This window comes from Pedobacter sp. GR22-10 (genome assembly GCF_026239715.1).
In the GTDB taxonomy this organism is placed as follows: Bacteria; Bacteroidota; Bacteroidia; order Sphingobacteriales; family Sphingobacteriaceae; genus Pedobacter.
In genome coordinates this window covers 71,505-97,470 of the sequence record NZ_JAPIVR010000001.1, presented here as the reverse complement: position 1 = coordinate 97,470, position 25,966 = coordinate 71,505, and the positions used below count along the sequence as shown (strand labels likewise).

The following is a 25,966-nucleotide window of genomic DNA, read 5'->3' as shown; positions in this document are numbered from 1 at the left end:
ATTTATTTCTACCTTCGACTTATATTAGTGAAGCAAACCATTAAAATTATAGATATATGAAAGTAACGGTTGTAGGTGCAGGCGCTGTTGGTGCTACCTGTGCAGATAATATTGCCCGGAGGGAATTGGCTAACGAACTCGTTTTACTGGATATTAAGGAGGGTTTCGCCGAAGGTAAAGCAATTGACATGATGCAAACGGCTACGCTATTGGGTTTTGATACAAAAATCAGCGGAGTAACCAATGATTACAGTAAAACCGCGGGCTCGGATGTTGTGGTCATTACATCAGGTTTGCCACGTAAACCTGGAATGACCCGCGAAGACCTCATCGGAATTAATGCCGGCATTGTGAAAGGCGTGGCCGAAAGCATCCTTGAATTTTCGCCAGAAGCCATTATAATCGTGATCAGTAATCCGATGGATACCATGACCTATTTGGCTTTAAAATCTTTAGGATTACCCAAAAACCGCATCATTGGCATGGGTGGAACTTTAGACAGCTCCCGTTTCAAATTTTATTTATCTCAGGCTTTAAATTGCAATCCGAATGATTTGCAGGGTTTTGTAATTGGTGGCCATGGCGATACAACGATGATTCCTTTAACCCGTCTGGCTACTTACCAAAGTTTACCGGTAAGCCATTTACTGGATCAGGCTACGCTTGATAAAGTAGCGGCAGATACCATGGTAGGCGGTGCAACACTAACCGGACTAATTGGTACTTCCGCCTGGTATGCGCCAGGTGCAGCCGGTGCAGCTTTAGTAGAAGCCATTGTTCGCGATGAGAAAAAATTATTTACCTGCTGTGTTTCTTTAGAAGGCGAATATGGTCAACAGGATATTTGCCTGGGTGTTCCGGTAATTATTGGCCGTGATGGATGGGAAAAGATTATTGATTTCAAATTAACCGATGAGGAACAGACTGCATTTAATAAAAGTGCTGATGCAGTGAGAAATATGAATAACGTACTGGCCGAAATGAAATTGGTATAGCTATGAAGTTAACCACCTGAGCAACCCAAATACAGCTAAGTTCAACTTGCCTAAATAATATTAAATGTCTCAGGTGGCAAAATTAAAGCCAATGAACTAAGGATTGGCTAAAGTGACTTATAAAAGCTGAAATTTTAGGCGTTAAAAACCATGCATGAAATCAATACCGATCCCACTTAAACTCATCAATCTGCAAGATGACGGCTTCCACCTCCTGGTAGAAATTGTTGTTTTTAAGGAAACGCATTTCGCAGTATTGGATACCGGTGCATCCAGAAGTGTATTTGATAAAGCCATTATAGAAAAACACCTTTCAGAAACCCTCCATGTATCGGAAGAAATAAATGCCGCAACATTATTTACCACCACCACTACCATACAAGCCACTATTCCGGAAGTTAAAATTGGCACACTAAAAATAAAAAATTACGAAACAGTTGCCTTTGACCTGCAATCGGTTAGTGCAACATACCAGCAATTTGGCCATCCTCCTATCGCAGCCATTATCGGAGGCGATATTTTAATGCAATACAATGCCGTTATTCATTACAGTAAACTTTTGATGAGGCTTTACCGATAGTGCTGGCATAATGATCCCGGTCATTTTTTACAAATCATTTTATATGATCTTTGTTACCATAAAAATTGCATGATGAATGATATTGAAAACAGAACAGATATCATCCTTTTGGTTGATCGCTTTTACAACCATGTACAAGAAAATCAAGAGATCGGTCCGATTTTTACTGAGATCGCACAGGTAAACTGGGTGCACCACTTACCTAAAATGTATGATTTCTGGGAAAGTATTCTTTTCGGAAAAGCCATTTATAAAGGAAACCCGATGCTTACACATTTTTCATTAAACCAAAAGACACCACTACAGGAAGCAGAATTTAGCATCTGGAAAGCGATTTTTATTCAAACGGTTGATGAATTATTTGCCGGTGAAAATGCTGAAACCATTAAACAAAAAGCACAATCAATTGCAGATCTAATGCATTTTAAAATCAATTCGCCCAAAACAGACCTTAACATTATTTAAAAATCAATCACTATTTCAGGGCATGAAGCACAGCTAATACTTTTACTCGTCTGTTAAGATTGCTTTATCGGACATCTATACCATACGCCCACTTTGCGCCTGTTGCACGACTGAAAACCATACTCATCTTTCAGGAAAAACGATTATCTTGGGGAGATTACAAAAATTAAATTTTGTTAATTCCCCGTTTTTTAATTACTTGTACTTAGATGAATTTATTACTTGTAGAAGATGAACCCAATGTGGTTTCGGTCATTTCAAGAGGTTTAACCGATGAAGGTTTTACGGTGAGTATTGCTCCCGACGGACTGATTGGCAAACAAATGGCCATCGAAAATCATTTCGATTTAATTATTCTGGACATCATGCTCCCCGGCATTAATGGTCTTGAGCTCTGTAAAATGATTAAAGAACAGAAACCCGGTATCCCGGTCATTATGCTTACGGCTTTAGGTACTACCGAAAATGTGGTGAATGGATTGGATAACGGTGCAGATGATTACCTGATTAAACCTTTTAAATTTGCGGAACTTTTTGCCAGAATCAGAATGCTTTTAAGGCGTTATCAAGGCACTGTTAATCTCGATCAGATCATCAGCATTGCTGATTTAAAAATTAACCTCAGTGCAAAAACCGTTAACCGGAACCAGACTGATATTGTACTCACGGCAACAGAATACCGCTTGCTGGAATACATGGCAAAAAATAAAGGCAAAATCCTGTCAAGGATCGATATCCTGGAAAATGTTTGGGATATTGATTTCAACCTCGGCACCAATGTGGTGGATGTTTATGTGAATTACCTGCGTAAAAAAATAGATAAAAACGCCAGTCAGAAACTCATTCATACCGCTGTTGGATTAGGCTATGTTTTAAAAGAAAAATCATGAAAATTGCCCAGAAAATCACTTTACTTTTCGCCATTTTATCGGCCGTAATTATTTCATTGTTAAGTGGTTTTGTCTGGTATTTTTCAAATGAATTTGCGTTTGAAGATTTTTACAAACGTTTAGAAGCCAGGGTGAACATTGCGGCACAAATCAAATTGTATGAAGATGATAATAACGCTGTTTATGCCAAAATGCGCAATCAATACCTGGAGCGCCTGCCATCAGAACAGGAGTTTATCATCGATCCCAAAAAAGCCACTTCACCAATAGACCGGGAGTTGCCCAAAACTTTTTATAAAAAGATTAATACAGGTATGATGGCCCGCTATCGCATCGAAAATCATTTTTATGCCGGCAAATATTTTAAAACGTCTAAGGGGGGCTACATTGTAATCATTTCTGCAAACGACCCGTTTGGTTTCAGGGAACTGGAAGATTTACAAAAAATCCTTATTATAGGTTTTTTCCTTTCCATTATTCTCTCTTTTGTGGTGGGCTGGAAATTTTCTGATTATATGCTTACCCCACTGAGAAACATCATCAAAAGTGTAAAAAAAATAAAAGCAGAGAATTTGCACATGCGCCTGGATGTTAAAAAAGGAAGCGATGAAATGTCGCAACTGGCACAAACTTTCAATAACATGCTAAACCGCCTGGAAACGGCCTTTGAAACCCAAAATAACTTTATCAGTAACGCATCGCATGAGCTGCGTACGCCGCTAACCGTAATCAGTGCCGAGGTGGAATTGGCCATGAAACATGATCAGCATCCGGAATACCAGCAGAAGGCATTATCCAGAATAAAAGATGAGGCGGAACGGCTGGAGCATATTTTAACCAGTTTGCTTGGCCTGGCACAATCTGGTTTTAACGGTAAAAATCAACCTTGGGAAGAAGTAAGGATGGACGAATTGCTGTGGGAAATTAAAGGTTCAGTTAACCAGGTATACCCCAATAGCAGCATCCAAATTGATTTCAGTAAACTGCCGGAAGAGGAATCATTACTGACCTTGAAGGTAAATAAGAATTTAATTAAACTGGCCATATCCAATGTGGTAAGTAATGCCTGTAAATATTCAAATGAAAATGTAGTGCTTATCGGCATTGAAAGTACTGGCAAAACACTATCTATTGCCGTAACTGATCATGGAATAGGCATACCACAAACGGATATTCAACATATTTTTGAGCCTTTTTACAGGGCTTCCAACACCAATGATTATAAGGGTTACGGTGTTGGTTTACCGCTTTCACTGAATATTATCCGGCTGCACAGGGGAAGTATTGCCATTAAATCACAGGAAGGCATTGGAACCGAAATTAAAATCATGCTGCCGTTAATTGGTGTATAAACCTATATTGATTATATTTGCTTATTATCCTTCCTTTATACACAACTCTAATCGTATTCTAATCTCATTCTTAACTGGCTGTAATGTCATTGGCCTAAACTTGTATCAATTGATTAATTCACTTAAACAAGTTGGCAATGAAAACAGTATTGGTACCCACCGACTTCAACCTAGAAAGCACAAAAATTATTGATGCCCTTGTAGAAGCCCAGCCTAATGAAAGCCTGAATATTATCTTTCTGCATGCTTTTAAGTTATCAGATTCAATTACAGATATGTTGATGCTAAGTCGCCGCAGCCGCGATTATGAAAATGTAAGCGATGAATTCTATCAGAAACTGGAGACTTATAAAAGGCAATATGCCAATCAGATCCATAATATAGGCATTGAATATTTTTATGGCAGCACAGTATCTGCCTTTAAGAATTTTATAGAAGCTTTTGAGGTAGACTACATCGCCTATCCAAAAAATTATAATTTCCAGGCCATCAATAAATATAGCATCAATCCGAAATATTTAACGGAAAGATCTGGCTGTGAAGTGATGTATCTAAATATGATGAAACTTCATGTTCAGGAAAACCTGATCGAAACCCGCATTCCTGAAACCCGTTTACAAGGATCTAATGCCTAACCACTTACTCTTAAAGACATTTATTTATGCTGCTACGAAATAACATCCCGCTCACCTACATTTTTGGAAAGATTAAATCGGAATTACTTTTTGTGATCAGTTATTCGGTAGGTATTGTTGTGCTTTATCAGAATTTCCATGTCACCAGAATTTCAATACCGGTTGCCGTGCCCGCGCTTTTAGGAACGATCATATCGCTACTGCTGGCTTTCAGGTCAAACCAGGCTTACGACCGTTGGTGGGAAGCACGAACACTCTGGGGGGCAATTGTAAACGATTCGAGATCAATCTCCCGGCAAATTTTGTCTTTTGTTGAAAATCCATATGGAATGAACGAGGTGGAAGAATTCAAAGAACGCTTTATTAAAAGGCAAATTGCCTGGTGTTATGCCCTAAGTCAGGCACTAAGAGGCTTTAATGCCCGTAAAGGACTGGAAGAATACCTGTGCGCCGAAGAACTTGCTTTTATTAAAAAAAGAAGAAACGTAACCACATCATTGCTGGAGTTACACGGAATGGATTTAAAAAAAGCCCTCAGCGAAGGCTGGATTAACAAATACCAGCAAATCGAAATTGATAAATCCATTACGGCTTTATGCAATCACATGGGTGGCTCAGAGCGGATCAAAAACACCGTTTTTCCGGTTACTTACAGCAAGTACATCAACATGTCTATTCATTTATTTATTGTGCTCCTGCCATTCGGGCTGATTGAGTATTTCGGATATATGGAAGTACCCCTGGTAGTGGCCATTGCCGCATTCTTTTTATTGGTTGAAAAAATGGCTGTTCATTTGCAGGATCCCTTTGAAAATAAACCTACAGATACCCCCACCACCACCATCTGTAGAAATATTGAGCGCGATCTTTCACAAATGCTTGATGATGATAAAATATATGAAGATAAACCGCAGACCGAACTGGCATCAGTCGGGTCTTATTATATCTTATAGAAAAGCTTAATTCTTAATGCTGTTCCGGTTTGGAATGGGTTAGTTAATGCCAAAAGTCTTGTCTCTGGATGGAAATAAGCTTAAACGGCACATGATTAATGATCACTTAATGCGGCGATCTGATTGCCGCATTAATTTTTTAAGCACCTTATTTAATTTCGCTATTTAAACCTGATGGCTTTTAAAGGGGAAACTTTACTGATTAAGAATGATGGAATGATCAATACCGCCAAACACACCACTACAGTTACAACATTTAATGCTACCACATCAATAAAATGAAATTCTATCGGGGCATAGGCCAGAAAATAAGATGCCTGGTTCAGCTTGAACAGATGTGTGGATTGCTGAAAAAAGCCCAGGCCAAGCCCCAAAATATTCCCTAGTAACAAGCCGATTCCGATTAAGTAAGCCGAATTAAACAAAAATATTTTCATTATAGACCAGTTGCTGGCACCAAACGATTTGAGCATGCCAATCATATTGGTCCGTTCCAGAATCATAATTAATAAGGCTGTTACCATATTAATTACCCCAACAATTAACATTAAAATCAGCAGCACCCTGGTATTTACATCCAGCAAACCCAGCCAGGTGAATATATTCGGGAAATTTTCTTTAATGGAAAACGACCTGAGGTTTTGGGGTAAATCTTCAAAAATTTGATCAGCAACCGGCTTTAGTTTGTTAAAATCCTTAATTCTGATTTCGACACCGCCAATTTCTTCTGGTTTCCAATTGTTTAATCGCTTAATAATATTCAGATTTCCCAGTACAAAACCCTTATCTATATCTTCTACGCCTATATCATAAATACCTACAATTTTAAACTTTCTTGGCCTCAACTGGTTCTGCACAAAGTACATGATAAAGTCATCACCGGTTTTAAGTTTTAACCGGTTAGCCGTATAATTGGAGATCAGCAATTCCTGCATTGCAGCCGTACTGTCAGAAAAATCGATGATGGTACCGCTAATGATATGCTGTTTAATATAGTTCCAGTGATAAGTTTTATCTACCCCCTTAAAATTGATCCCTTCAATTTCGTCATTGGCAGAAAGAATGGCCGGTTTGGTTGCGAAGGGATAATAAAAATCAATATCCGGATTATTTTTCAGCTGTTTTTTTGTTTCAGCATCCAGTATAAAAGGCGAATGTTCAAAAGAATTATTTAAATCATAACGCGTAATCTGAATATCACCCAGATAGCCCCTGACTTTATCCTGAATTTCAGTTTTAAATCCTTTAATGATCGCGATAGACAGAATCATTACAGCAAGGCTTAGCATCACCCCTGCAATGGCAATGCGCACAATTAACTTTGAAAAAGTTCGCTCCGATTTAATGGCTATACGGCTGGCTATGAAATATTCGAAATTCAATTCTGATAATTTTTAACAGCAAAAATGCTTAAATCCTTTTTAAAAATGGCATATATTTGGAATATTATGCCCTTATAATGATAAGTAAATCAATATGGATGAGGGATTGTTTTAATGAATTACCTTTATCTCTATTGAGCATCATTTAACCTTGTATTAAATGCATTAGTATAAATGCTTATAAAAGGTATTCCGAAAGGTCAAAAAATATAACAACATGAAAAGATATCTATTTCTTGCTTTTACCAGTTTACTTGCACTATCCGCCTGTGGTCAACCCAAATCAACAGAAGAAGATTCAGGCACAGGGAAAGGAGATCAAAAATCCACCATCAGACGCATGAATTTACCTGATACTATAGGGATTAAAACAGGAGCCGAGCAAACAGAAAAATATTTGCCTTTGCTGAAAGGAAAACGTGTGGGCATGGTGGTTAACCCTACATCTATTATCGGCACACAAACTGTTGTGGATAGTTTGCTGAAACTGGGTGTGAAGATTCAGAAAATTTTTGGCCCTGAGCATGGTTTTAGGGGTGATGCGAGTGCAGGCGTTAAAGTAGATGATGCAGTTGATGCCAAAACAGGAATAAAAGCTGTATCGCTTTATGGTAAACATAGTACACCAACTACTGAAGATCTGGCTGATGTAGACATCATGATATTTGACATTCAGGATGTGGGTGTACGTTTCTATACTTATATTAACACCTTACAAAATGTAATGGAAGCCTGCGCAGCGAATGGGAAAACACTGCTGATATTGGATCGCCCAAATCCAAACGGATATCTGATAGACGGACCGATTTTAGACCCTCAATTCAAGTCAGGTATCGGCGTACAACCTATTCCCATTGCACATGGCTTAACGGTTGGCGAATATGCACAAATGCTGAACGGCGAGGGCTGGTTAAAAAACAAGGTTAAATGTCATATCGTGGTAATTAAAAACCTTCATTACAATCATGATATGGAATATACTTTACCAGTGAAGCCTTCTCCAAATTTAAATACACAACAAGCTATATTGCTTTATCCATCTACCTGTTTATTTGAGGGCACCTATTTAAATCATGGTCGCGGGACAATGTTTCCTTTCACCATCATCGGTGCGCCTTACCTAAAAGGTAAATTTAAATTCAGCTTTACCCCTAAAAGTATCAAAGGAATGTCTGAAACGCCGCTCTTTCAAAATCAGCTTTGTTACGGACTTGACCTGAGGAATTATGATCCTGCTGAATTAAGAAAATCTAAACAGATTAATATTTCATGGCTCATTGCACTCTACAATGCCTCACCTAAAAAAGAAGATTTTTTCAATACAAAATTAAGTAAAGAGATGGGAGTTATCGAGCGGCTGGTTGGCGTTGCTGATTTCAGAAAACAGGTGATGGAAGGTCAGAGCGAAAAAGAAATCAGAGCCAGCTGGGAACCAGGATTAAGTAATTATAAAAAAATGCGCCTGAAATATCTGCTTTATAAGTAATGAGTGAAATTTGAATAGCTGAATGAGTGAATGGTCAATGAGCCTGTAATGGAATGATGAAATTTGAGAAACAATTCGCATTCTGACATACCAAACTAAACAATCCGGATTTGGCTTTGTTACTTTAACAATCGATTTTAAACATTATCATTCAAAATTCAATCATTAAAATTATGAGCGGACCAAAAGAAACGAGCGACAAACCAGGAAGTAACTATAAAGAGGAAGTACCTAAAGGACGAAAGCCGGTAGATCATCAAACCGTTCGTAAACCTAATGACAGTACACCGAATAAGCCTGTTAAAACAGATGATCCGGCAGCACAAAGAGAAACTGAAGAGCAACCTGTTCATCCGATAAAGAAAGCACCTAAAACGGATTAATGATCAGGGGATTTTGATGGTATTAAAATCCCCTTTTTGCACTATGCTTTAATTTTTAAAGCGAAATAAAAGGTTGAACCTGTACCAGCTTCGCTTTCCAGCCAGATTCTGCCACCTGTATTTTTTATAATTTCCGCAGAGATGTACAGCCCTAAACCCAGGCCCGGATACGTATGTTGCTGATGGCCGCTGACACGGTAAAACTGGTCGAAGACATACTGTTGCAAATCTTCTGAAATACCGATTCCATAGTCTTTCACACTTAAAATCACTTCATTTCCTATCACCTCACTTTTAATTTCGACATTGTCCGCATCATCAGCATATTTAATGGCATTGGATAAAAAGTTGGTGATCACCTGCCCAATCCTTTCGCGGTCTGTTTCTACCTTCACGAAACTGTTTAGTGTAGCATTTAGCTGGTGTTTTAAAGTGGTATGCTGCATTTCTTCCACAATATCCTTCACCAGGTTATCGAAATCAAATGTTGAAAGGTTTAAGACCATTTTACCTGCCTGGATTTTAGTTACATCTAATAAATCACCAATCAATCCGGTTAAACGGTTTAATTGCTGATCCATTTTATGCACCATATTGGCTTTCTTTTCATCCCCTTCCAAACGGATCATGCGTTCCAGTACTTGAGTATAAGCCTTAACACTGGTTACCGGCGTTTTCAGCTCATGACTTGCAATTCCCAGAAACTCATCCTTTTGCTGCTGCAGCTGGACCTGTCTGGTTACATCTATTGCGGCATGCAGAATGCCATAAACTTTCCCTGTAGCATTCCGAAGCGGTTTATATGTAAAATTAAACCAGCTTTTGGTGGGAACACCATCCATAACCAATACTGCCTCCTGCTGATCTGCATGATAAGGAATACCTGAGCGGAACACTTCTTTTAAAATGGGGATAAAAGGCTGACCAGCCAACTCCGGAATACCTTCAATCATAGGTTTTCCAATAATGCTTTTATCTTTATCCCATAACTTAAGCATTTCGTTATTGGCTATTTTAATGACAATATCTTCTGTTTCATAGAAGGCAGTAGGCATAGGATTATCCTGCACCAGCGTTCTGAAACGTGCTTCGCTTTCCTTTAAATTAAGCTGTGAATTTACCTGTGCGGTAACATCACTGGCTACAATCATAATACCTGATACTTTTTTATCCTGATCAAAAATGGGATCGTAAACAAAGTTGAAATAATAATTACCCAACACTCCGTCACGTTCCACACGCGCCAGGGTTTCATAGCCGTAATATGGCTTCCCGCTTTGGTATACCTGTGCCAATATTTGGGGGAATTGCTGATCGGCAATTTCAGGTAAACCATCCAGCAGCTTCTTACCAATAACCTTTTCCGTTTTACCCCAGATTTTTAATAAATCAACATTGGCATCTTCAATAATGAAATCTTGTCCGCGTAAAACGCCAATGGCAATGGGTGCGTCGTAAATCATCTGCCGAAACAAGGCTTCCTTTTCCTGATATTTTAACCTGGCTTTCACCAGTTCAGTCACATCGGTGGCATTGTTCAGTATGGCCCATACCTTTCCGTTTTGATCAAAGAGTGGCTTATAAATAAAATCGAAGTAAAATGTTCTGAGATCGCCATCCACCATCAATTGCACCATGTCTTCCTTCGCCTCATAGGCTATTCCGGTCCGGATCACCTCTCTGAGAAGCTGCAGGAAAGGCTGGTTGGCCAGTTCAGGAAGTGCCTTGGCGAGTTCCATTCCTTTAACCGAATCATCCTTGCCCCAGGCCTTTAAAATCGCCTTATTGGCAACACTAATGATCAGATGATCCCCTTCATAAAGGGCAATCGGCGTTTTTGATTCTTCTATTAAAATGTTAAAGAGATCTGAATGATCTGTAGGTTTTTCTTGCATATGGAAAAACAAATATAAAAATTTACTTGCTTCCTGTCGATTTCAGAAAGGAAAGCAATACCTTTTCATCGTGTTCCAATCCCAATTTACCAACAGTTTTATGGTTATTCATTTTTTTCATATACTTCACCAGTTCATTATTTTCATAAGCCGTGATCAGCAAAGGATATACATATGAACTTTTACAAACGGCCCGGGTATTGCCCAGTTTTTTGGCTACACAATCCAAAACATTTATCACTGTTTTCTTGGTATTCAATGCTACATCAACATCTACTGAACATTTCGCAAACTGGCGTAAGGCTTCTAATGTACCCCCCCAGGTTCTGAAATCTTTGGCGGTGAAATCGTTCTGCGTGATTTCTTTAATGTAATTATTGATTTTACCCGAATCGATTCCGCGGTGTTCCTTGCCATCGGTATAATATTGAAAAAGATCCTGACCGGGAATATCGCGGCATTTTTTAACCAGTTTGGCCAGGCTGCTGTCGTTCAATACAACCGTTTGCCTTACCCCTTTCTTGCCAATAAAATCAATATTAATTTTGCTGCCTTCAATTTTAACATGCTTATCCCTCAGGGTACTTAAACCAAAGGAGCCGTATAGCTGCTTATAATTTTCATTACCTACCCTGATCAAAGATTTCTGAAGAACATCTACTGATATGGCAAGTACTTTACGCTCGTCCAGTTCCTTACGTTTAAGGTCTTTGGCAATCTGTTTTCGGGCTTCAGGCAATACTTTTCCAAATTCAAAAAGTCTGAAATACTTATCTTCCGACCGACGGCTCGTCCACTTGGCATGATACCGGTATTGCTTTCGGCCTGCGGCATCAATTCCGGTCACTTGCAGGTACGCATTGGGTTTATTGGCAATCCATACATTTTGCCATGCCGGCGGAATAACCAGCGCTTTAATGCGGTCGAGGTGCCTTTCTTCTGTAATTTTATTTCCTTTTTTATCTTCGTAGTAAAATTTACCGGGTTTGCCTTTTCGGTAAATACCAGGCATGGCATCGGTTACATAAACCAATCCGCTTGCTTTAACCACATCTTCACCTTGTACCATTTTTACTTATCAGGATGAATTAATTTTTAGTTATTTTGTAAAACTTAAGGTGACTGATCACGTTATTTTAGAACACAACACACACGTATGAAAATAGTTTTTATGGGTACGCCCGATTTTGCAGTTGCTTCCCTTGATGCCCTTGTTCAGGCCAAATTCGACATTGTTGCAGTGGTAACGGCTCCTGATAAACCTGCTGGGCGTGGGCAGAAAATTAACGAAAGTGCCGTAAAAAAATATGCTGCAGCAAAATCAATTCCGGTACTCCAACCCGAAAAACTTAAAAATCCTGATTTTTTGGCTGAGTTAAAAGCTTTTAAAGCCGACTTACAAGTGGTGGTTGCCTTCAGAATGCTTCCGGAAGTGGTGTGGAACATGCCGCCAAAAGGAACCATTAACCTCCACGGATCTTTGCTGCCACAATACAGAGGCGCCGCCCCGATTAATCACGCCATCATCAATGGCGAAAAGGAAAGTGGTGTAACGACCTTCTTTTTAACACATGAAATTGACACTGGTGATATCATTTTAAGTGACCGTACCCCTATTGGTGACGATGAAACCGCTGGTGAACTACATGATAAATTAATGGTAATCGGAGCCAATCTGCTGGTCAAAACAGTTACCGCCATTTCAAAAGGAGATTTTACCGAGCAACCACAGCCACAAAGCGACGAATTAAAACATGCGCCAAAAATATTCAAAGAGGATTGTAAAATAGACTGGAATAATTCTTCAGCCATGATTCATAATCTCATCAGAGGGTTGAGTCCTTATCCAACTGCTTTCACCCTGTTAAATGATAAAACATTAAAAATTTTTAAAGCGGAGCCTGAAGAGAAAGAACCAGGTATTGCCGCTGGTGGCTTTTTAACAGACGGCAAAACTTATCTAAAATTTGCCACGAAGGATGGATTTATCAAATTACTGGATATTCAGTTTGAAGGTAAAAAAAGGATGCTGATTGAGGATTTTTTAAGGGGGATGCGGTTGTAGAAATTTTACAATGATATAAAACGATGATAGCATGACTATCAAATTTTGAAACCTCCCGTAGCAGCAGTTTTAATAAAACTTAACTGCATTTATAATGCATTCAACTTCTCATTCAAAAATTTAGAAAACTCATTAAAATACCTTTTTCGGCCATAACCCATAATCCATTGAATACCCTGCGTAGCATTGGTAATAAAAACTTCTTCGGCTTCTTTTAAAATTTCAGGACTAATCTGCGCTTCAACCAGGGGAATATCGTTCATTTTACAAATCTGCATCACCGTGCTGCGCATTACACCACTAATACAACCTTCAGTTAATGCAGGCGTATAAATTTGCTTATCATATACAATGAAAATGTTTGAGCTGATGCTTTCACACAAAAAGCCATTCTGATTTAATATCATGGCTTCATCTAACCGGTTCTGTGTCTTAAAAAGACCAGCCATTACATATAGCAGGGCATTTGAGGTTTTGAAATTAGCTAGCTTATTGATGGATTTGGTCATTTCATCATAAACATCAATAATTAAACCTTTTGCATTTAATTCATAATCAGTAGCCTTTAGCGGAATACCTTCTAAAACATAGCCAGACTTGCTACTTTCAGGCGTGTAAACCCCTGCACCCTGCCGGTAAACAGAAAGCCGGAATCGAACATTGCCATTCCACTTATTTTTCTTCACCAGGTCTGCAGTTTTCTGCCGAAGAAAATAATCATCCATTAAAACATGACCATCAATCTTCAGTGCTTTCATACCTGCAGTAAGCCTGTCGGCATGCAAATCCGCAAACTGAAGCTTATGATTAATCATCCGCATGCTTTCAAAAAGCCCGTCGCCAAATTTAAACCCACGATTAGAAGTCGTTAAAACAGGAAAATCATCCGCATGAAATTCATCATTAAATAGAAGGTACGTTTGAGACATATTTTATGATGTGGTGATGTAATTTTCCCATTTCGTTAAAGCTGCTTTAAAATCTGCAGGTAATGGCGATTCAAAGTGCATGTATTCTTTTGTTGTTGGATGAATAAAACCCAGACTTTGTGCATGTAACGCCTGCCTGGGCAACAATTCAAAACAATTATCTACAAATTGTTTGTACTTATTAAACGTGGTTCCTTTTAAAATCTTATCGCCACCATACATGGCATCGTTAAAGAGCGGATGCCCAATGTGTTGCATGTGCGCACGAATCTGGTGCGTACGGCCGGTTTCCAGTTCACAACTGATTAAGGTCACATATCCCAGGCGTTTTAAAACTTTGTAGTGCGTAACCGACCATTTTCCTTTTTCTTCCTCCTCATAAATATCCATCACCCTTCTGTCTTTCACACTTCTGCCAATATAGCCGGTTACGGTGCCATCGTTTTCAATATCGCCCCAGGCCAAAGCAATATATTTACGGGTGATGCTGTGGTCAAAAAACTGTCTGGCCAGGTGCGTAATTGATTTTTCATTCTTACTGATCAACAGTAAACCTGAGGTATCCTTATCAATCCGGTGCACCAAACCTGGTCTGCCATCATTTCCAGGCAATTGTGGCAATTGCTCAAAATGGAAAGCCAATGCATTGACCAGTGTTCCGGTATAATTATTGAAACCGGGGTGTACCACCATTCCGGCTGGCTTATTAACCACCAATAAATCGCTGTCTTCATAAATGATATCCAATGGAATATCTTCCGGATAAACTTCGGTATCGCGGGGCGGATGGGGCAGAACAATCGAAATTTCATCATAAGGCTTAACCTTATAACTTGGTTTGATCTGCTTCTGGTTCACCAAAACATTCCCGGCATCAATGGCATTCTGAATGCGGTTTCTGGAAGCATTTTCCACACGAACCATTAAAAACTTATCGATACGTAATAAAGATTGACCCTTATCAACAATAATTTTTAGGTGTTCATATAATTCCTGCTCTTCTGATTCCTGCAATTCTACCACATTTTCCATCTTACAAAAATAAACTTTTAGCCCTAAGATTATCGAAATGATTTTATTATTAAAAAAACTGGGCTATCTTAGTGATACAAACCGTTCTAAACCATTCTACCATGAAAAATCCCTACGTAAAAGCCCTTCTGGCTTTCTTGCTATTTGCTTTCGCACCTCGGGCAAATGCGCAAAAAGATGTTGGAAACCTATTCGTTTCCGGTCCTGCAGATGCAACAAAACTCATTAATGCCTACTTTGATCCATTGTACAAAGGCTTAGGTCAGGGCCTGAATGATGGCTGGAGCAACACCGCCAGGTCAAAAGGTTTTCTAAAATTTGAAGTCGGGGTTTCTGCCTCCGCAGCATTCGTACCACAATCAGCCCGCACTTATGATGTAAATACCTTAGGTTTAAATAACATTAAACCCGCCCCGGGAGCCTCATCAATCGGTCCGACTGCTTTCGGGCAAAATCAGGATGGCGGCCGGATGGAAGTTTACACCAGTGATGGCATTCCCACCGGAAAATTCTTTAGCCTGCCAAGGGGTGTTGGTTTCCATGTTGTGCCTTCACCACAAATTCAGGCCACTTTAGGTCTGCCCAAAAACATCGATATCTCTTTAAGGGCAATGCCAAAAATTAAATTGGGTAGCGATTTGGGCAGTATTTCGATGATTGGTGTTGGTGCAAAGATTGAATTGTTACCTTTAATTCTGGGAAAAACAGAAAAGTTAATCCCTGTAGATATTGCCCTGGCCGGAGGTTTTACCCAATATAAATATAACCTCGACTTAAATATCAATAACGAAGCAAATTCGGATCAGCGCATTGATGCCAGATTCAATGGTGTTAATGTTGATGCCATTATTTCGAAGAAAATTATGTTTTTTACACCTTTCGCCAGTATTGGTTACCAAACCGCTAAAACCAGTTTAAAAGCCCTGGGTACTTATCGCTTTGAAACCAGCCCTGTAACCACGGTAACTTATGTAGATCCTGTTTCAGTTGGCCGGACAGATATCGATGGCATCCGCGGCAGCTTAGGTTTTCAACTGCAATTTGGATTTTTTAAGTTATACGGATCTTATACCCAGGCAAAATATAGCATGGTTAATGCGGGTGTAGGCTTTGGTATCGGACAATAACAAGTCCGTCGAAACATTAAACACTAAAAAACGCCTGAAATCATCAGGCGTTTTTTAATTTTACACATGTTCAAAAAAATATATAGTCAGGTTCAAAAGATTGATTTTCATCCACTCAGCAATTTATATGTAAAAAGGGATGACCTGATTGATCCCTATATTTCTGGAAATAAGTGGCGCAAACTAAAGTACATTCTGGAAAAAGCAAAAGCAGAGCGGAAAAATCACCTGGTTACTTTTGGAGGTGCCTATTCCAATCACCTGGTGGCTACAGCTGCCGCAGCTGCCCGGTCTGGCTTACAGGCTACAGCCTTTGTGCGAGGGGAGGAAGTAAAAAATGAAATGCTTTTAATCTGTTCCCTCTACGGAATGAATCTCATTTTTGTAGACAGGGAATCTTATAAAAATAAAGCTGGTTTATATCAGCGGCATTTTGGTTCCAATGACAGCACTTATTTTATTGATGAAGGGGGCGCATCAGCAGAAGCAGTGATTGGCTGTAGTGAAATTATCTCAGAACTCACAGAAACTTATGATCATATTTTTGTGGCTGCCGGTACGGGCACCACTGCAGCGGGTTTATTAAAGGGGATTCAAGATGCGCGTTTAAATACAAAACTGCATGTTATTCCGGTTTTAAAAGGTGGAAGTTTCATTGCTGATGAAATCGTCAGGTACACTGCGCTTTCCAACCACCTCATTTTGCATACCGATTATCATTTTGGTGGCTATGCCAAAACTACCCCGGCGCTTCTGGATTTTATTAAAAAATTCACTCAAGAAACTGGCGTGCTGATCGATCCGGTTTATACCGCAAAAATGTTTTATGCCATTCTGGATTTATATCAGCAAAATCAAATCCTGCCGACGGATAACATCCTGGCTATTCATACCGGTGGGTTATTGGGTTTACTGGGGATGAAGGATAAATTTCACTTTCCATAGTAAAATAATTAAATAAGCCATATCTGCTGTAAGCTAGGTTAATGTTTGTTTCAAAATACACAAGTCACTTGCTAACCTTACTGGCGCATGTGCGTTTTATATCCTACATCGCGGTGCACAGGTGAGGGGAAACATTTTTTCTTTTCCTGACTCATCGTTTCCAAAATAGCTTTGATTAATCTGGATGCACTTTTTTAGAACATGATCCAGTCGATCTATTAAAAATCAATGTGTAATCTCAATTTTTGAGCTTTAATGATGCTTAAACTTATTTAGCATCATCCTCAAACAAAGTATAAATAAGTTAAAAGAATCTGTTGGGTGGTAAGTATACCTGTAGTAATGCTTCTTTCCTGATTGGTGAATTTTCAAACAGATATGACCTCCTATCTGATCGTATTCTCATTGAGTTGATGTTTTTCAACCAAAAAAGTTTTCCACATTTCTGAAGTCTAAAATCCGAATTTGTCTATAATCATACTTTAAACAGTTTAAACCTATTTTTTGACTAACTCCTGCAAAAAGTGCTTAAATTTTGATTCCAGGCACATTTTACTAAATTTGAATTATACCAAAACCAAGTTTATGTACGAGTTAACCATACCTGCCGACCAAGTAAAAGAATCATTAAGCAAGCATATTTTAGCGGATGGTTTCGACCTGACCTATGATATGGAAAAGAGTCATGGAGCCTATATCTATGATGCTAAATATAACCGGACACTTCTTGATTTTTTCACCTGCTTTGCATCCGTTCCTTTGGGATACAATCACCCAAAAATGGTAGATGATGAAAACTTTAAGAAAAACTTATTACTGGCAGCGATGGCTAATCCATCCAATTCTGATGTTTATACCCAGCAATATGCCCAGTTTTTAGCAACCTTCTCCAAAATTGGTATTCCGGATTATTTACCACATGCTTTCTTTATTGCAGGCGGAGGATTGGCAGTAGAAAATGCCATTAAGGTAGCTATGGATTGGAAAGTTCAAAAAAACTTTGCCAAAGGCTATACCGAAGAAAAGGGCTTTAAAGTATTACATTTCGAAAAGGCCTTTCATGGCAGAACAGGCTATACCTTAAGCCTGACCAACACCCTTCCTGATAAAACAAAATGGTTTGCCAAATTTGATTGGCCAAGGGTTTCGGTGCCAGAAGTGAAATTTCCGCTTGCCGGAGAAAACCTTGATCATGCAATCCAAACGGAAGAAATATCTATAGCGCAGATTAAAAAGGCTTTCATAGAAAATAAAGATGATATCTGTGCCATTATTATTGAACCCATTCAATCAGAAGGTGGCGATAATCACCTGAGAGAAGAATTTTTGATTCAGCTAAAGACACTGGCTGATGAAAACGAAGCTTTCCTGATTTACGATGAGGTACAAACTGGTGTAGGTTTAACCGGTAAATTCTGGTGCCACCAACATTTTAGTGAAAAAGCGAGACCTGATATTATTGCATTTGGTAAAAAAATGCAGGTTTGTGGAATACTGGTCGGTAATAAAGTTGATGAAGTAGAGAAAAATGTATTCAAAATTCCGAGCCGAATCAATTCTACCTGGGGTGGTAACCTGGTAGATATGGTGCGTTCATCACAGATTCTACAAATTATAGCAGATGATCAGCTTTGTGAAAATGCGGAGAAAGTGGGTACCTATTTAAAAGACAACCTGGCTAATCTTGCTCAGCAATTTGATAAGATGACCAATGTCCGCGGGCGAGGTTTGCTCTGCTCTTTTGATTTCCCGAATAAAGATATGCGCAATACTTTTATCAGCAAAGGATTGGAGCACAATGTGATGTTTTTAGGTTGTGGAGAAAAGACCATTCGTTTCAGACCCGCACTTTGTATCGAACAAAAACATATTGACGAAGGCCTGACGGTTATGGAAAAAATATTGCCTTTATTGTAAGCATGCGCAGAAAATCCCTTATTTACGTCATTACGGCAATCGTTCTGATTTTAGTTTTCTTTATGGTTAAAGATACCTTTAATCAACCCGGAGCTGAAGATATGAAGGCTGGCTTTAAAGAAATTGCTAAATATAGAAATGCGAACAATACTGGTCCGGTACAACGTATTTATGTGGTAACGGTTAAAGATTCTGTTTGGAAGGAAATGGAAGATTATGGTAATTTAATGCCACATACCAAATATGGCAGTACAAAAGTTTATTTCTTTATGGCGAATGCAAACGTACCTAACACGTTAGAACCCGGAACGGTAAACTTCGATCCTTCATTTAATAAGGATTGTATAGCCTTGTATGAAAAAAGTGCCATGAGTCAGGTGGCATTTAATAAATATCCTCTATAAAATTCCAGCAGATCAAGATAACCGCAGAAAAATTAACGAAAATCACCTTGATCTGCTGGAAATTTAGAGATTACACAAATGCCGAAAAACCAGTAATTGCCCTACCTACAATCAGGGTATTAATTTCTTTGGTGCCTTCGTAAGAGTAAATGGCTTCTGCATCAGCCACGAAACGGGCCACATTATATTCAAGTAAAATACCGTTTCCGCCCATCACTTCACGGGCTTTGCTCACTACATCACGGGTCCGTAAAGAACAAAACACCTTGGCTAAAGATGCATGCTCATCTTTCAGTAAACCCTGATCCTGCAATTGAGAAAGCCTGAAACATAAGGTTTGCATGGCCGTCAGATTGGATAGCATTTCTACCAGGTGATTCTGAATCAACTGAAAAGAAGCAATGGGTTTACCAAACTGTTTCCGGGTTCGGGTATATTCCAAAGCATTTTCATAAGCACCACGAGCACAGCCAACAGCCTGCCAGGCCACCCCTGCCCTGGTCATTTGTAAAACCTTCGCCGTATCTTTAAATGAATTGGCATGTTGAAGTCGGTCTGCTTCCTCTACCTCACAATTGGTTAGTGTAATTAATCCGTTTTGAACAATCCGCAAGGCCATTTTATCCTGCATCTTTTCTACTGCAAAGCCCGGATTATCCTTTTTTACAATGAAACCTTTCACTTCTCCATCACCTTCATCACGTGCCCAGATAATTAAAATATCAGCAAAAGTGGCATTACCAATCCATTTTTTCTGACCATTTAACACCCACTTATCGCCAACCTTTTTACAGGTGGTGGTTAAACCGCCCGCAGCTGCAGAGCCTACTTCAGGTTCTGTTAATCCAAACGAGCCAATAATTTTAAACTGCTGCATTAAAGGCAGCCATTGCTGTTTTTGTGCTTCCGATCCGCAGAGGTAGATGGAGCCCATGGCAAGCCCACTTTGAACACCAAAAAAAGTAGAGATTGACGTGTCTATTCTGGCCATTTCCATCGCCAGAATCCCTTCCATCAAATTTGATTTTCCCGGGCAGCCATAACCTTTATAGGTTAATCCACAGATGTTCAGCTCCGCCAGTTTCGGAATGATCTCAAATGGAAATTCAGCCTTATTCCAATAGTGGTTCACAATCGGCTTCACTTCCTTCTCTAAAAATGCACGAACCTTCAGCTGGAGTTGCCTGTCTTCATTTTTCAAAGCTTCGTCGCCCAGGTGGTAAAAATCACCTTCAATTGGTGGTAATTCTCTTTTTTTGCCAGATCCACCCATCATTTTCATCATGCCCTGGATTTGTTTATCATCCAGGCTAGAAATCGTTTCGACCATTTTGGGCAGATCTACTTTTTTAGAAAGCGCTTCTAACTTATCGAAATCTACATGTTTGAAAAGGTTGTATGCGTTTTTGAGTGAAGAGAATATATTTGCCATGATTATTCGTTTGGAGAGTAACAAATGAAGGGCAATTTTGTTGGGGATTCCCATTTAAGCAATCACATAATACGAAGAGAAGGCACAAAGGAACACTGAGCTTAAATATAATTCAGCTCAATATTCTCTGTAAAAACCTGGAGCATCCGGTGATCTAAAAGCTCGGCGTCCTTTGCGGTTAATAAACGAGATTACCTCAAATCAAACAGGTTATCTACGCCCAGCAATTTTCTGGAAGTAAACCCCTCACCAAAGGTTGCACCAATACTTTTACCAAACTCTCTGGAACGGCCAATTACGGTTTCAAAAAACTCCGGAGAGGAAATATAGGTTTGCAAACCATCTACATCTGGATTGTAGAATTGCGTTTTAAAAGCTTTGATTGATTCAATCTTTTGATCCATATGCTCCGAAATATCAACGATGATATCAGGTTTCAGATAACGGTCCTGAATATATTGCAGCAATAATCTTGGTCGGTGGGCACCTTGATTGATACCATCTATTTTTGTTTCGATTTTAGGTAATCCGGAAAGAAAAACAGCATCGTAAACCAGATCTCCCGCCCGACCATGGTCTGGGTGACGGTCTTCCAATGCGTTACTTAAAATAATTTCCGGTTGATATTTCCTGATCACCTTAATCACTTCCAGGCGATGAAACTCATCATTCTGAAAAAAACCATCTCTCAGGCGAAGATTTTCCCGGGCGTGCAAACCTAATATCCTGGCTGAATCTGCCGCTTCTTCATCACGGGTTTCAGCCGTTCCGCGGGTACCCAGCTCTCCACGGGTTAAATCTACAATTCCTACTTTCTTACCAAGTGCAATATGTTTTAAAATTGTTCCTGAACAGCAAAGTTCTGCATCATCAGGATGTACAGCGATAACTAAAATATCTAATTTCATGATGATTGATTGGCATTTTCGTTCAGCAACTGCTGAACTTTCTTTTTAATTTTTGAACTCAGGGGTTTGGTAAAGGGCAGATAAAAATCAACCAGTTCGCCTTTTTTGTTCAGCAAATACTTATGAAAGTTCCACCTGGGTTTGGAGCTTAACCTTGCATTCTTTTTTTTATCACTTAAGAATTGATAAAGCGGATGTGCGTGTTCGCCACGAACCATGATCTTATCAAAAACAGGGAATTTTACACCATGGTTAATTTCGCAAAATGAGGCGATATCATTACCAGTTAAGGGTTCCTGTTTTCCAAAGTCATTTGTCGGAAATCCTAAAATCTCGAAATCCGGGTGGTTAATTTCATCTTTCAGTTGCTGCAGTTCCTTTAGCTGTGGGGTAAACCCACATTCAGATGCGGTATTCACCACTAAAACAACTTTATTCCGGTATGCGGAAAGGGGTTGCTCTTCCCCATTGATTTTCTTAACCTTGAAAGAATAAATATTCGGAATGCTTTTCTGCATTTGATTTATTGATAAAACCCTGAAGTTCTGATGATCGATTCAATATCACGATCTTCATTAGGGTTGTAAGTACTTTTTAAATTATGACCAACCACGCGGGCAACAATCTGATAAGAAAAAGCCGCAAAACCACCTTTGGTTTGCTTCACAATATCATAAGTGGTTCTTCCAACTTCCCGGTCAATGAGTTTGGTTAAAATCTGGCCTTGTGTAATGGTGAGTTCTTTAATTTCGCGGTTAAACATGTCTTTAATTTCTTTATCACATTGCTTAACCAGTTTCTTTTGATCTTTTTTTTCAGGTGTGCGTGCAATATCTTCCTCCAGCTGCTGGTAGCGACGTTTGGCATATAAGGCATACGGCATCACTTTCAATACGTTATACCTCAACCTGTTATAAGCCATTTGTTCTGCAGGAGATTTCCAGATTCTATTGGCAAAAATACTCACATCCTGTAGTTGCATCCAGGGAATCATCACGCCGTTATCATTGGTAGAGGCCACCCTGATCGTATCTGCTTTGCTCATTTTAGGAAAAACCGGAGCTGTAACGTCCTGGGCTTTTAGTGTAATACCAAAAATCATGACAATAAACAGAAAGATTGACCCTTTAAAATTCATAAATTTATACTTTAACAAAGTTAGGTGTTATTTCATATATTAGTCGTGTGACAGAACTAATATAAGTTTTATTCATAAATAAGACGCAAATTTTTACGCAAAAAAAACAAATGAAAACAGAGTTAGTGATTGATTTAGAGGCGGAAAAGCAGGAGATTTTAAAAAGATACAGGGCGTTGCTACGGGCCAGCAAATCTACATTGCAGAAAGGGGATAAAAAAGAAATCAGAAAAGCTTTTGATATGGCACTGGAAAGCCATAAAGATATGCGCCGTAAATCTGGCGAACCTTACATCTATCATCCTATTGCGGTGGCACAGATTGCCGCTGAAGAAATTGGCCTGGGCACCACTTCTATTGTTTGCGCATTATTACATGATGTGGTGGAAGATACTGAAATCACTCTGGAAGATATTGAACGCGAATTTGGCAAGAAAACAGCCAAAATCATAGATGGATTAACCAAAATATCAGGGGTTTTCGACACGAACAGTTCCCTGCAGGCGGAGAATTTCCGTAAAATGCTGCTTACCCTCGCTGATGATGTAAGGGTGATTCTGATCAAACTGGCCGATCGCCTGCACAATATGCGTACGATGGATTTCATGCCCCGCCACAAGCAGCTGAAAATTGCATCCGAAACCATTTATCTTTATGCACCACTTGCTCACCGATTAGGTTTATATGCCATTAAATCAGAATTAGAAGATCTTTCCATGAAATATCTTGATCCAGATACCTATAAATTTATCGCCAAAAAATTGAATGAGAAAAAAGCTGAACGTGCACTTTTCATCAAAAAATTCGTAGAACCGATTGATGAAATTGTTCACGAGCAGGGCTTGGTTGCTGATGTATATGGCCGGCCAAAATCCATTCATTCCATATGGAACAAGATGAAAAAGAAAAATATTCCTTTTGAAGAGGTTTATGATCTTTTTGCCATCCGGATTATCCTGGATAGTGCTTATGAAAATGAAAAAGCCGATTGCTGGAAAGCCTATTCTATTGTAACCGATCTTTACCGTCCAAATCCCGACCGCCTGCGCGACTGGGTGTCATCACCGAAAGGAAATGGTTATGAAAGTTTACACACTACGGTAATGGGCCCCAGGGGGCAATGGGTAGAAGTTCAGATCCGTACGCAACGAATGAATGAAATTGCCGAAAAAGGTTTCGCTGCGCACTGGAAATACAAAGAATCGAGCAATGATAATGGCCTTGACCAATGGATCCAAAAAGTGAGGGAGATGCTGAGCAATCCGGAAGCAAATGCTTTGGATTTCCTGGATGATTTTAAAATGAACCTTTTCTCTGATGAGATCTTCATTTTTACGCCAAAAGGTGCCCTGCTGCAGTTGCCTTTAGGAGCAACAGCCTTAGATTTTGCCTTTGAAATCCATACTGGTGTTGGGGCTACCTGTATTGGGGCAAAGGTTAACCATAAGCTGGTGCCCATATCCTATAAGCTCCAAAATGGCGATCAGGTGGAGATTATCACCTCGAACAAACAAACGCCTAAGGAGGATTGGTTAAATATTGTGGTAACGGCAAAAGCCAAATCCAAAATTAAATCATCCCTTAAAGAAGAAAAAAGAAAAATTGCCGATAATGGTAAAGAGATTCTGGAACGGAAACTTAAATCGCTCAAAATCACCTACAACACCGATAACTTACAAAAACTAAGCTATTTCTTTAAACTGCCATCTACCCAGGAGCTTTTTGTAAATGTGGCACTTGGAAAAATTGAGCTTAAAGATATCAGAGAATATTTAAATAGCGAGAAGGAGGTAGAGACCCGTGGACCAGAGCGCCCTGAAAATTTATCTGTAGACGGTGTTAAAAGCAAAATAAAAGGCGGTGAATCGGATATTTTACTCATTGGTGAAGATATGCAACGTATTGATTATACGCTTGCGGCCTGTTGTAACCCTATTCCGGGTGATGATGTTTTCGGCTTTATCACCGTTAGTGACGGGATAAAGATTCACCGGACAAATTGCCCCAATGCGGCGCAGCTGATGGCCAACTATGGCTATCGCGTGGTGAAGGCAAAATGGAATAAACAACAGGAACTAACTTTCCTAACGGGATTACGCATTATGGGTATTGACGATGTGGGTTTAATCAATAACATTACCAGAGTTATTTCAACAGACTTTAAGGTGAATATGCGCTCCATTACCGTTGATACCAATGAAGGTATATTTGATGGTTCAATCATGATCTTCGTCAATGACACCGAACATCTTGAAAATTTAATCAAGAACCTGTTAAAGGTAAGAGGGGTGACAGGGGTGACGAGATTTGATGCTTAAAAGAGCCTGAAAGTCTGGAGTCCGAAGCCTGAAGTAGTATAGTCCGACTTAGGATTCCAGACTTTTGACTTCAGACTAATCTTAAAACATTTCAACAATAGAATAATATCATAATCAAACAATTACCAAATCTTTGTAATCATTTCACCGGGGTAATCATTTTTAAAACAATTTACCTACCTTTGATTGGAGTTTAAACACTATGCCTGAACAAAAAACAAATGAGCTCGTTCGTAAGATTTTTGAAGCTTATTTAGAAAACAAGAATCTGCGCAAAACGCCTGAGCGTTTCGCCATACTGGAGGAAATATATTCTAGAAACGATCACTTCGACGTTGAAACCCTCTATATTCACATGAAAAATCAAAAGTATCGTGTAAGTCGGGCTACGGTTTACAATACTTTAGAATTATTGGTTTCATGTGATTTGGTTACCAAACACCAGTTTGGTAAGAACATGGCACAATTCGAGAAATCTTACGGCTACCGTCAACATGACCATGTGATCTGCATTGAATGTGGTAAGGTAGTAGAATTCTGCGATCCCCGTATTCACCAAATTCAAACCATGGTTGGCGATCTTTTAAAATTCGATGTAAAACACCATTCATTAAACCTGTATGGATTCTGCTCAGACTGTAGCATGGCCAGAAAAGTAAATGAGTCGGCCAAGACAGCCAAACCTGAAGAAAATTAAATCAATCCACAAAATAAAACCAGCTTAAATTTTTAATA

The 25,966-nt window shown here is 39.3% G+C and carries 25 protein-coding genes; 16 read left to right on the top strand and 9 right to left on the bottom strand.

Going from position 1 to position 25,966, the window contains the following annotated elements; genetic code table 11:
* The first annotated feature begins 56 nt into the window (after nt 1-56).
* From mdh to OQX64_RS00350, 7 genes are all read left to right on the top strand, one after another.
* Nucleotides 57-995 (top strand): malate dehydrogenase, encoded by a 939-nt coding sequence (mdh, locus tag OQX64_RS00380; RefSeq protein ID WP_265817011.1) that lies wholly within the window; start codon nt 57-59, stop codon nt 993-995.
* Between the two features lie 154 nt (nt 996-1,149).
* Nucleotides 1,150-1,575, top strand: a complete 426-nt coding sequence (locus OQX64_RS00375) for an aspartyl protease family protein (RefSeq protein ID WP_265817009.1) — start codon at nt 1,150-1,152, stop codon at nt 1,573-1,575.
* Between the two features lie 69 nt (nt 1,576-1,644).
* On the top strand, nt 1,645-2,040 hold the full coding sequence (locus OQX64_RS00370) for a group III truncated hemoglobin (protein ID WP_265817007.1): 396 nt from the start codon (nt 1,645-1,647) through the stop codon (nt 2,038-2,040).
* A gap of 209 nt (nt 2,041-2,249) precedes the next feature.
* Complete coding sequence (locus OQX64_RS00365) at nt 2,250-2,930, top strand: response regulator transcription factor (protein WP_088300928.1); 681 nt, start codon at nt 2,250-2,252, stop codon at nt 2,928-2,930.
* Nucleotides 2,927-4,282 (top strand): sensor histidine kinase, encoded by a 1,356-nt coding sequence (locus tag OQX64_RS00360; protein ID WP_265817006.1) that lies wholly within the window; start codon nt 2,927-2,929, stop codon nt 4,280-4,282. The genes OQX64_RS00365 and OQX64_RS00360 overlap by 4 nt, the downstream gene beginning before the upstream one ends.
* Before the next feature lie 137 nt (nt 4,283-4,419).
* Nucleotides 4,420-4,917: a hypothetical protein gene (locus OQX64_RS00355; protein ID WP_088300930.1), complete on the top strand. Its 498-nt coding sequence runs from the start codon at nt 4,420-4,422 to the stop codon at nt 4,915-4,917.
* A gap of 26 nt (nt 4,918-4,943) precedes the next feature.
* Nucleotides 4,944-5,870, top strand: a complete 927-nt coding sequence (locus OQX64_RS00350) for a bestrophin family protein (protein ID WP_088300931.1) — start codon at nt 4,944-4,946, stop codon at nt 5,868-5,870.
* Between the two features lie 161 nt (nt 5,871-6,031).
* On the opposite strand, the gene OQX64_RS00345 is transcribed toward OQX64_RS00350, so the two are convergent.
* On the bottom strand, nt 6,032-7,252 hold the full coding sequence (locus OQX64_RS00345; protein ID WP_265817003.1) for an ABC transporter permease: 1,221 nt from the start codon (nt 7,250-7,252) through the stop codon (nt 6,032-6,034).
* 217 nt (nt 7,253-7,469) lie between these two features.
* On the opposite strand from OQX64_RS00345, the gene OQX64_RS00340 reads away from it, so the two are divergent.
* The gene (locus OQX64_RS00340; protein WP_265817002.1) at nt 7,470-8,738 is read left to right on the top strand and encodes a DUF1343 domain-containing protein; all 1,269 of its coding nucleotides are present in this window, start codon (nt 7,470-7,472) and stop codon (nt 8,736-8,738) included.
* A gap of 173 nt (nt 8,739-8,911) precedes the next feature.
* Nucleotides 8,912-9,121, top strand: a complete 210-nt coding sequence (locus tag OQX64_RS00335; RefSeq protein ID WP_265817000.1) for a hypothetical protein — start codon at nt 8,912-8,914, stop codon at nt 9,119-9,121.
* Between the two features lie 41 nt (nt 9,122-9,162).
* Here OQX64_RS00335 and OQX64_RS00330 read toward each other — a convergent pair whose 3' ends face one another.
* On the bottom strand, nt 9,163-11,016 hold the full coding sequence (locus OQX64_RS00330; protein WP_265816999.1) for an ATP-binding protein: 1,854 nt from the start codon (nt 11,014-11,016) through the stop codon (nt 9,163-9,165).
* 22 nt (nt 11,017-11,038) lie between these two features.
* On the bottom strand, nt 11,039-12,085 hold the full coding sequence (locus OQX64_RS00325; RefSeq protein ID WP_265816998.1) for a DNA topoisomerase IB: 1,047 nt from the start codon (nt 12,083-12,085) through the stop codon (nt 11,039-11,041).
* An 87-nt stretch (nt 12,086-12,172) separates the two neighbouring features.
* Between OQX64_RS00325 and fmt the strand changes: the two genes are divergently transcribed.
* Complete coding sequence (gene fmt, locus OQX64_RS00320) at nt 12,173-13,081, top strand: methionyl-tRNA formyltransferase (protein ID WP_265816997.1); 909 nt, start codon at nt 12,173-12,175, stop codon at nt 13,079-13,081.
* An 89-nt stretch (nt 13,082-13,170) separates the two neighbouring features.
* Here the strand turns inward: fmt and OQX64_RS00315 are convergent, their stop codons facing one another.
* Both OQX64_RS00315 and OQX64_RS00310 read right to left on the bottom strand, forming a co-directional pair.
* A complete protein-coding gene (locus OQX64_RS00315) occupies nt 13,171-14,010 on the bottom strand; it encodes an aminotransferase class IV (protein ID WP_265816995.1) in 840 nt (279 codons plus the stop codon).
* 3 nt (nt 14,011-14,013) lie between these two features.
* Nucleotides 14,014-15,042 carry an RluA family pseudouridine synthase gene (locus OQX64_RS00310; RefSeq protein ID WP_265816993.1) on the bottom strand — a complete coding sequence of 343 codons (1,029 nt, stop codon included), beginning with the start codon at nt 15,040-15,042 and terminating at the stop codon, nt 14,014-14,016.
* 101 nt (nt 15,043-15,143) lie between these two features.
* Here OQX64_RS00310 and OQX64_RS00305 point away from each other — a divergent pair, with 101 nt between their 5' ends.
* The 4 genes from OQX64_RS00305 (at nt 15,144) to OQX64_RS00290 (ending at nt 19,435) form a co-directional block, all read left to right on the top strand.
* Nucleotides 15,144-16,169 carry a DUF6588 family protein gene (locus OQX64_RS00305; RefSeq protein WP_265816992.1) on the top strand — a complete coding sequence of 342 codons (1,026 nt, stop codon included), beginning with the start codon at nt 15,144-15,146 and terminating at the stop codon, nt 16,167-16,169.
* A gap of 66 nt (nt 16,170-16,235) precedes the next feature.
* The gene (locus tag OQX64_RS00300) at nt 16,236-17,114 is read left to right on the top strand and encodes a 1-aminocyclopropane-1-carboxylate deaminase/D-cysteine desulfhydrase (protein WP_265816991.1); all 879 of its coding nucleotides are present in this window, start codon (nt 16,236-16,238) and stop codon (nt 17,112-17,114) included.
* 585 nt (nt 17,115-17,699) lie between these two features.
* Nucleotides 17,700-19,031: an L-lysine 6-transaminase gene (gene lat, locus OQX64_RS00295; protein WP_265816990.1), complete on the top strand. Its 1,332-nt coding sequence runs from the start codon at nt 17,700-17,702 to the stop codon at nt 19,029-19,031.
* Nucleotides 19,032-19,033: 2 nt separating this feature from the next.
* Entirely contained in the window at nt 19,034-19,435 is a 402-nt protein-coding gene (locus OQX64_RS00290) for a hypothetical protein (RefSeq protein WP_265816989.1), read from the top strand.
* Between the two features lie 70 nt (nt 19,436-19,505).
* Here OQX64_RS00290 and OQX64_RS00285 read toward each other — a convergent pair whose 3' ends face one another.
* From OQX64_RS00285 to OQX64_RS00270, 4 genes are all read right to left on the bottom strand, one after another.
* Nucleotides 19,506-20,867: an acyl-CoA dehydrogenase family protein gene (locus OQX64_RS00285; RefSeq protein ID WP_265816987.1), complete on the bottom strand. Its 1,362-nt coding sequence runs from the start codon at nt 20,865-20,867 to the stop codon at nt 19,506-19,508.
* Nucleotides 20,868-21,058: 191 nt separating this feature from the next.
* Nucleotides 21,059-21,775, bottom strand: coding sequence for a bacillithiol biosynthesis deacetylase BshB1 (gene bshB1, locus OQX64_RS00280; RefSeq protein WP_088300949.1), 717 nt, complete (start codon nt 21,773-21,775; stop codon nt 21,059-21,061).
* Nucleotides 21,772-22,293, bottom strand: coding sequence for a glutathione peroxidase (locus OQX64_RS00275; RefSeq protein ID WP_265816985.1), 522 nt, complete (start codon nt 22,291-22,293; stop codon nt 21,772-21,774). Before OQX64_RS00275 ends, bshB1 begins: the two co-directional genes overlap by 4 nt.
* Nucleotides 22,294-22,298: 5 nt before the next feature.
* Nucleotides 22,299-22,913: a DUF4294 domain-containing protein gene (locus OQX64_RS00270; RefSeq protein WP_265816983.1), complete on the bottom strand. Its 615-nt coding sequence runs from the start codon at nt 22,911-22,913 to the stop codon at nt 22,299-22,301.
* A 110-nt stretch (nt 22,914-23,023) separates the two neighbouring features.
* On the opposite strand from OQX64_RS00270, the gene OQX64_RS00265 reads away from it, so the two are divergent.
* Together OQX64_RS00265 and OQX64_RS00260 are read left to right on the top strand one after the other, a co-directional pair.
* Nucleotides 23,024-25,231, top strand: a complete 2,208-nt coding sequence (locus OQX64_RS00265; protein ID WP_088300952.1) for a RelA/SpoT family protein — start codon at nt 23,024-23,026, stop codon at nt 25,229-25,231.
* Between the two features lie 202 nt (nt 25,232-25,433).
* Entirely contained in the window at nt 25,434-25,928 is a 495-nt protein-coding gene (locus tag OQX64_RS00260) for a Fur family transcriptional regulator (protein ID WP_088300953.1), read from the top strand.
* Nucleotides 25,929-25,966 lie beyond the last annotated feature (38 nt).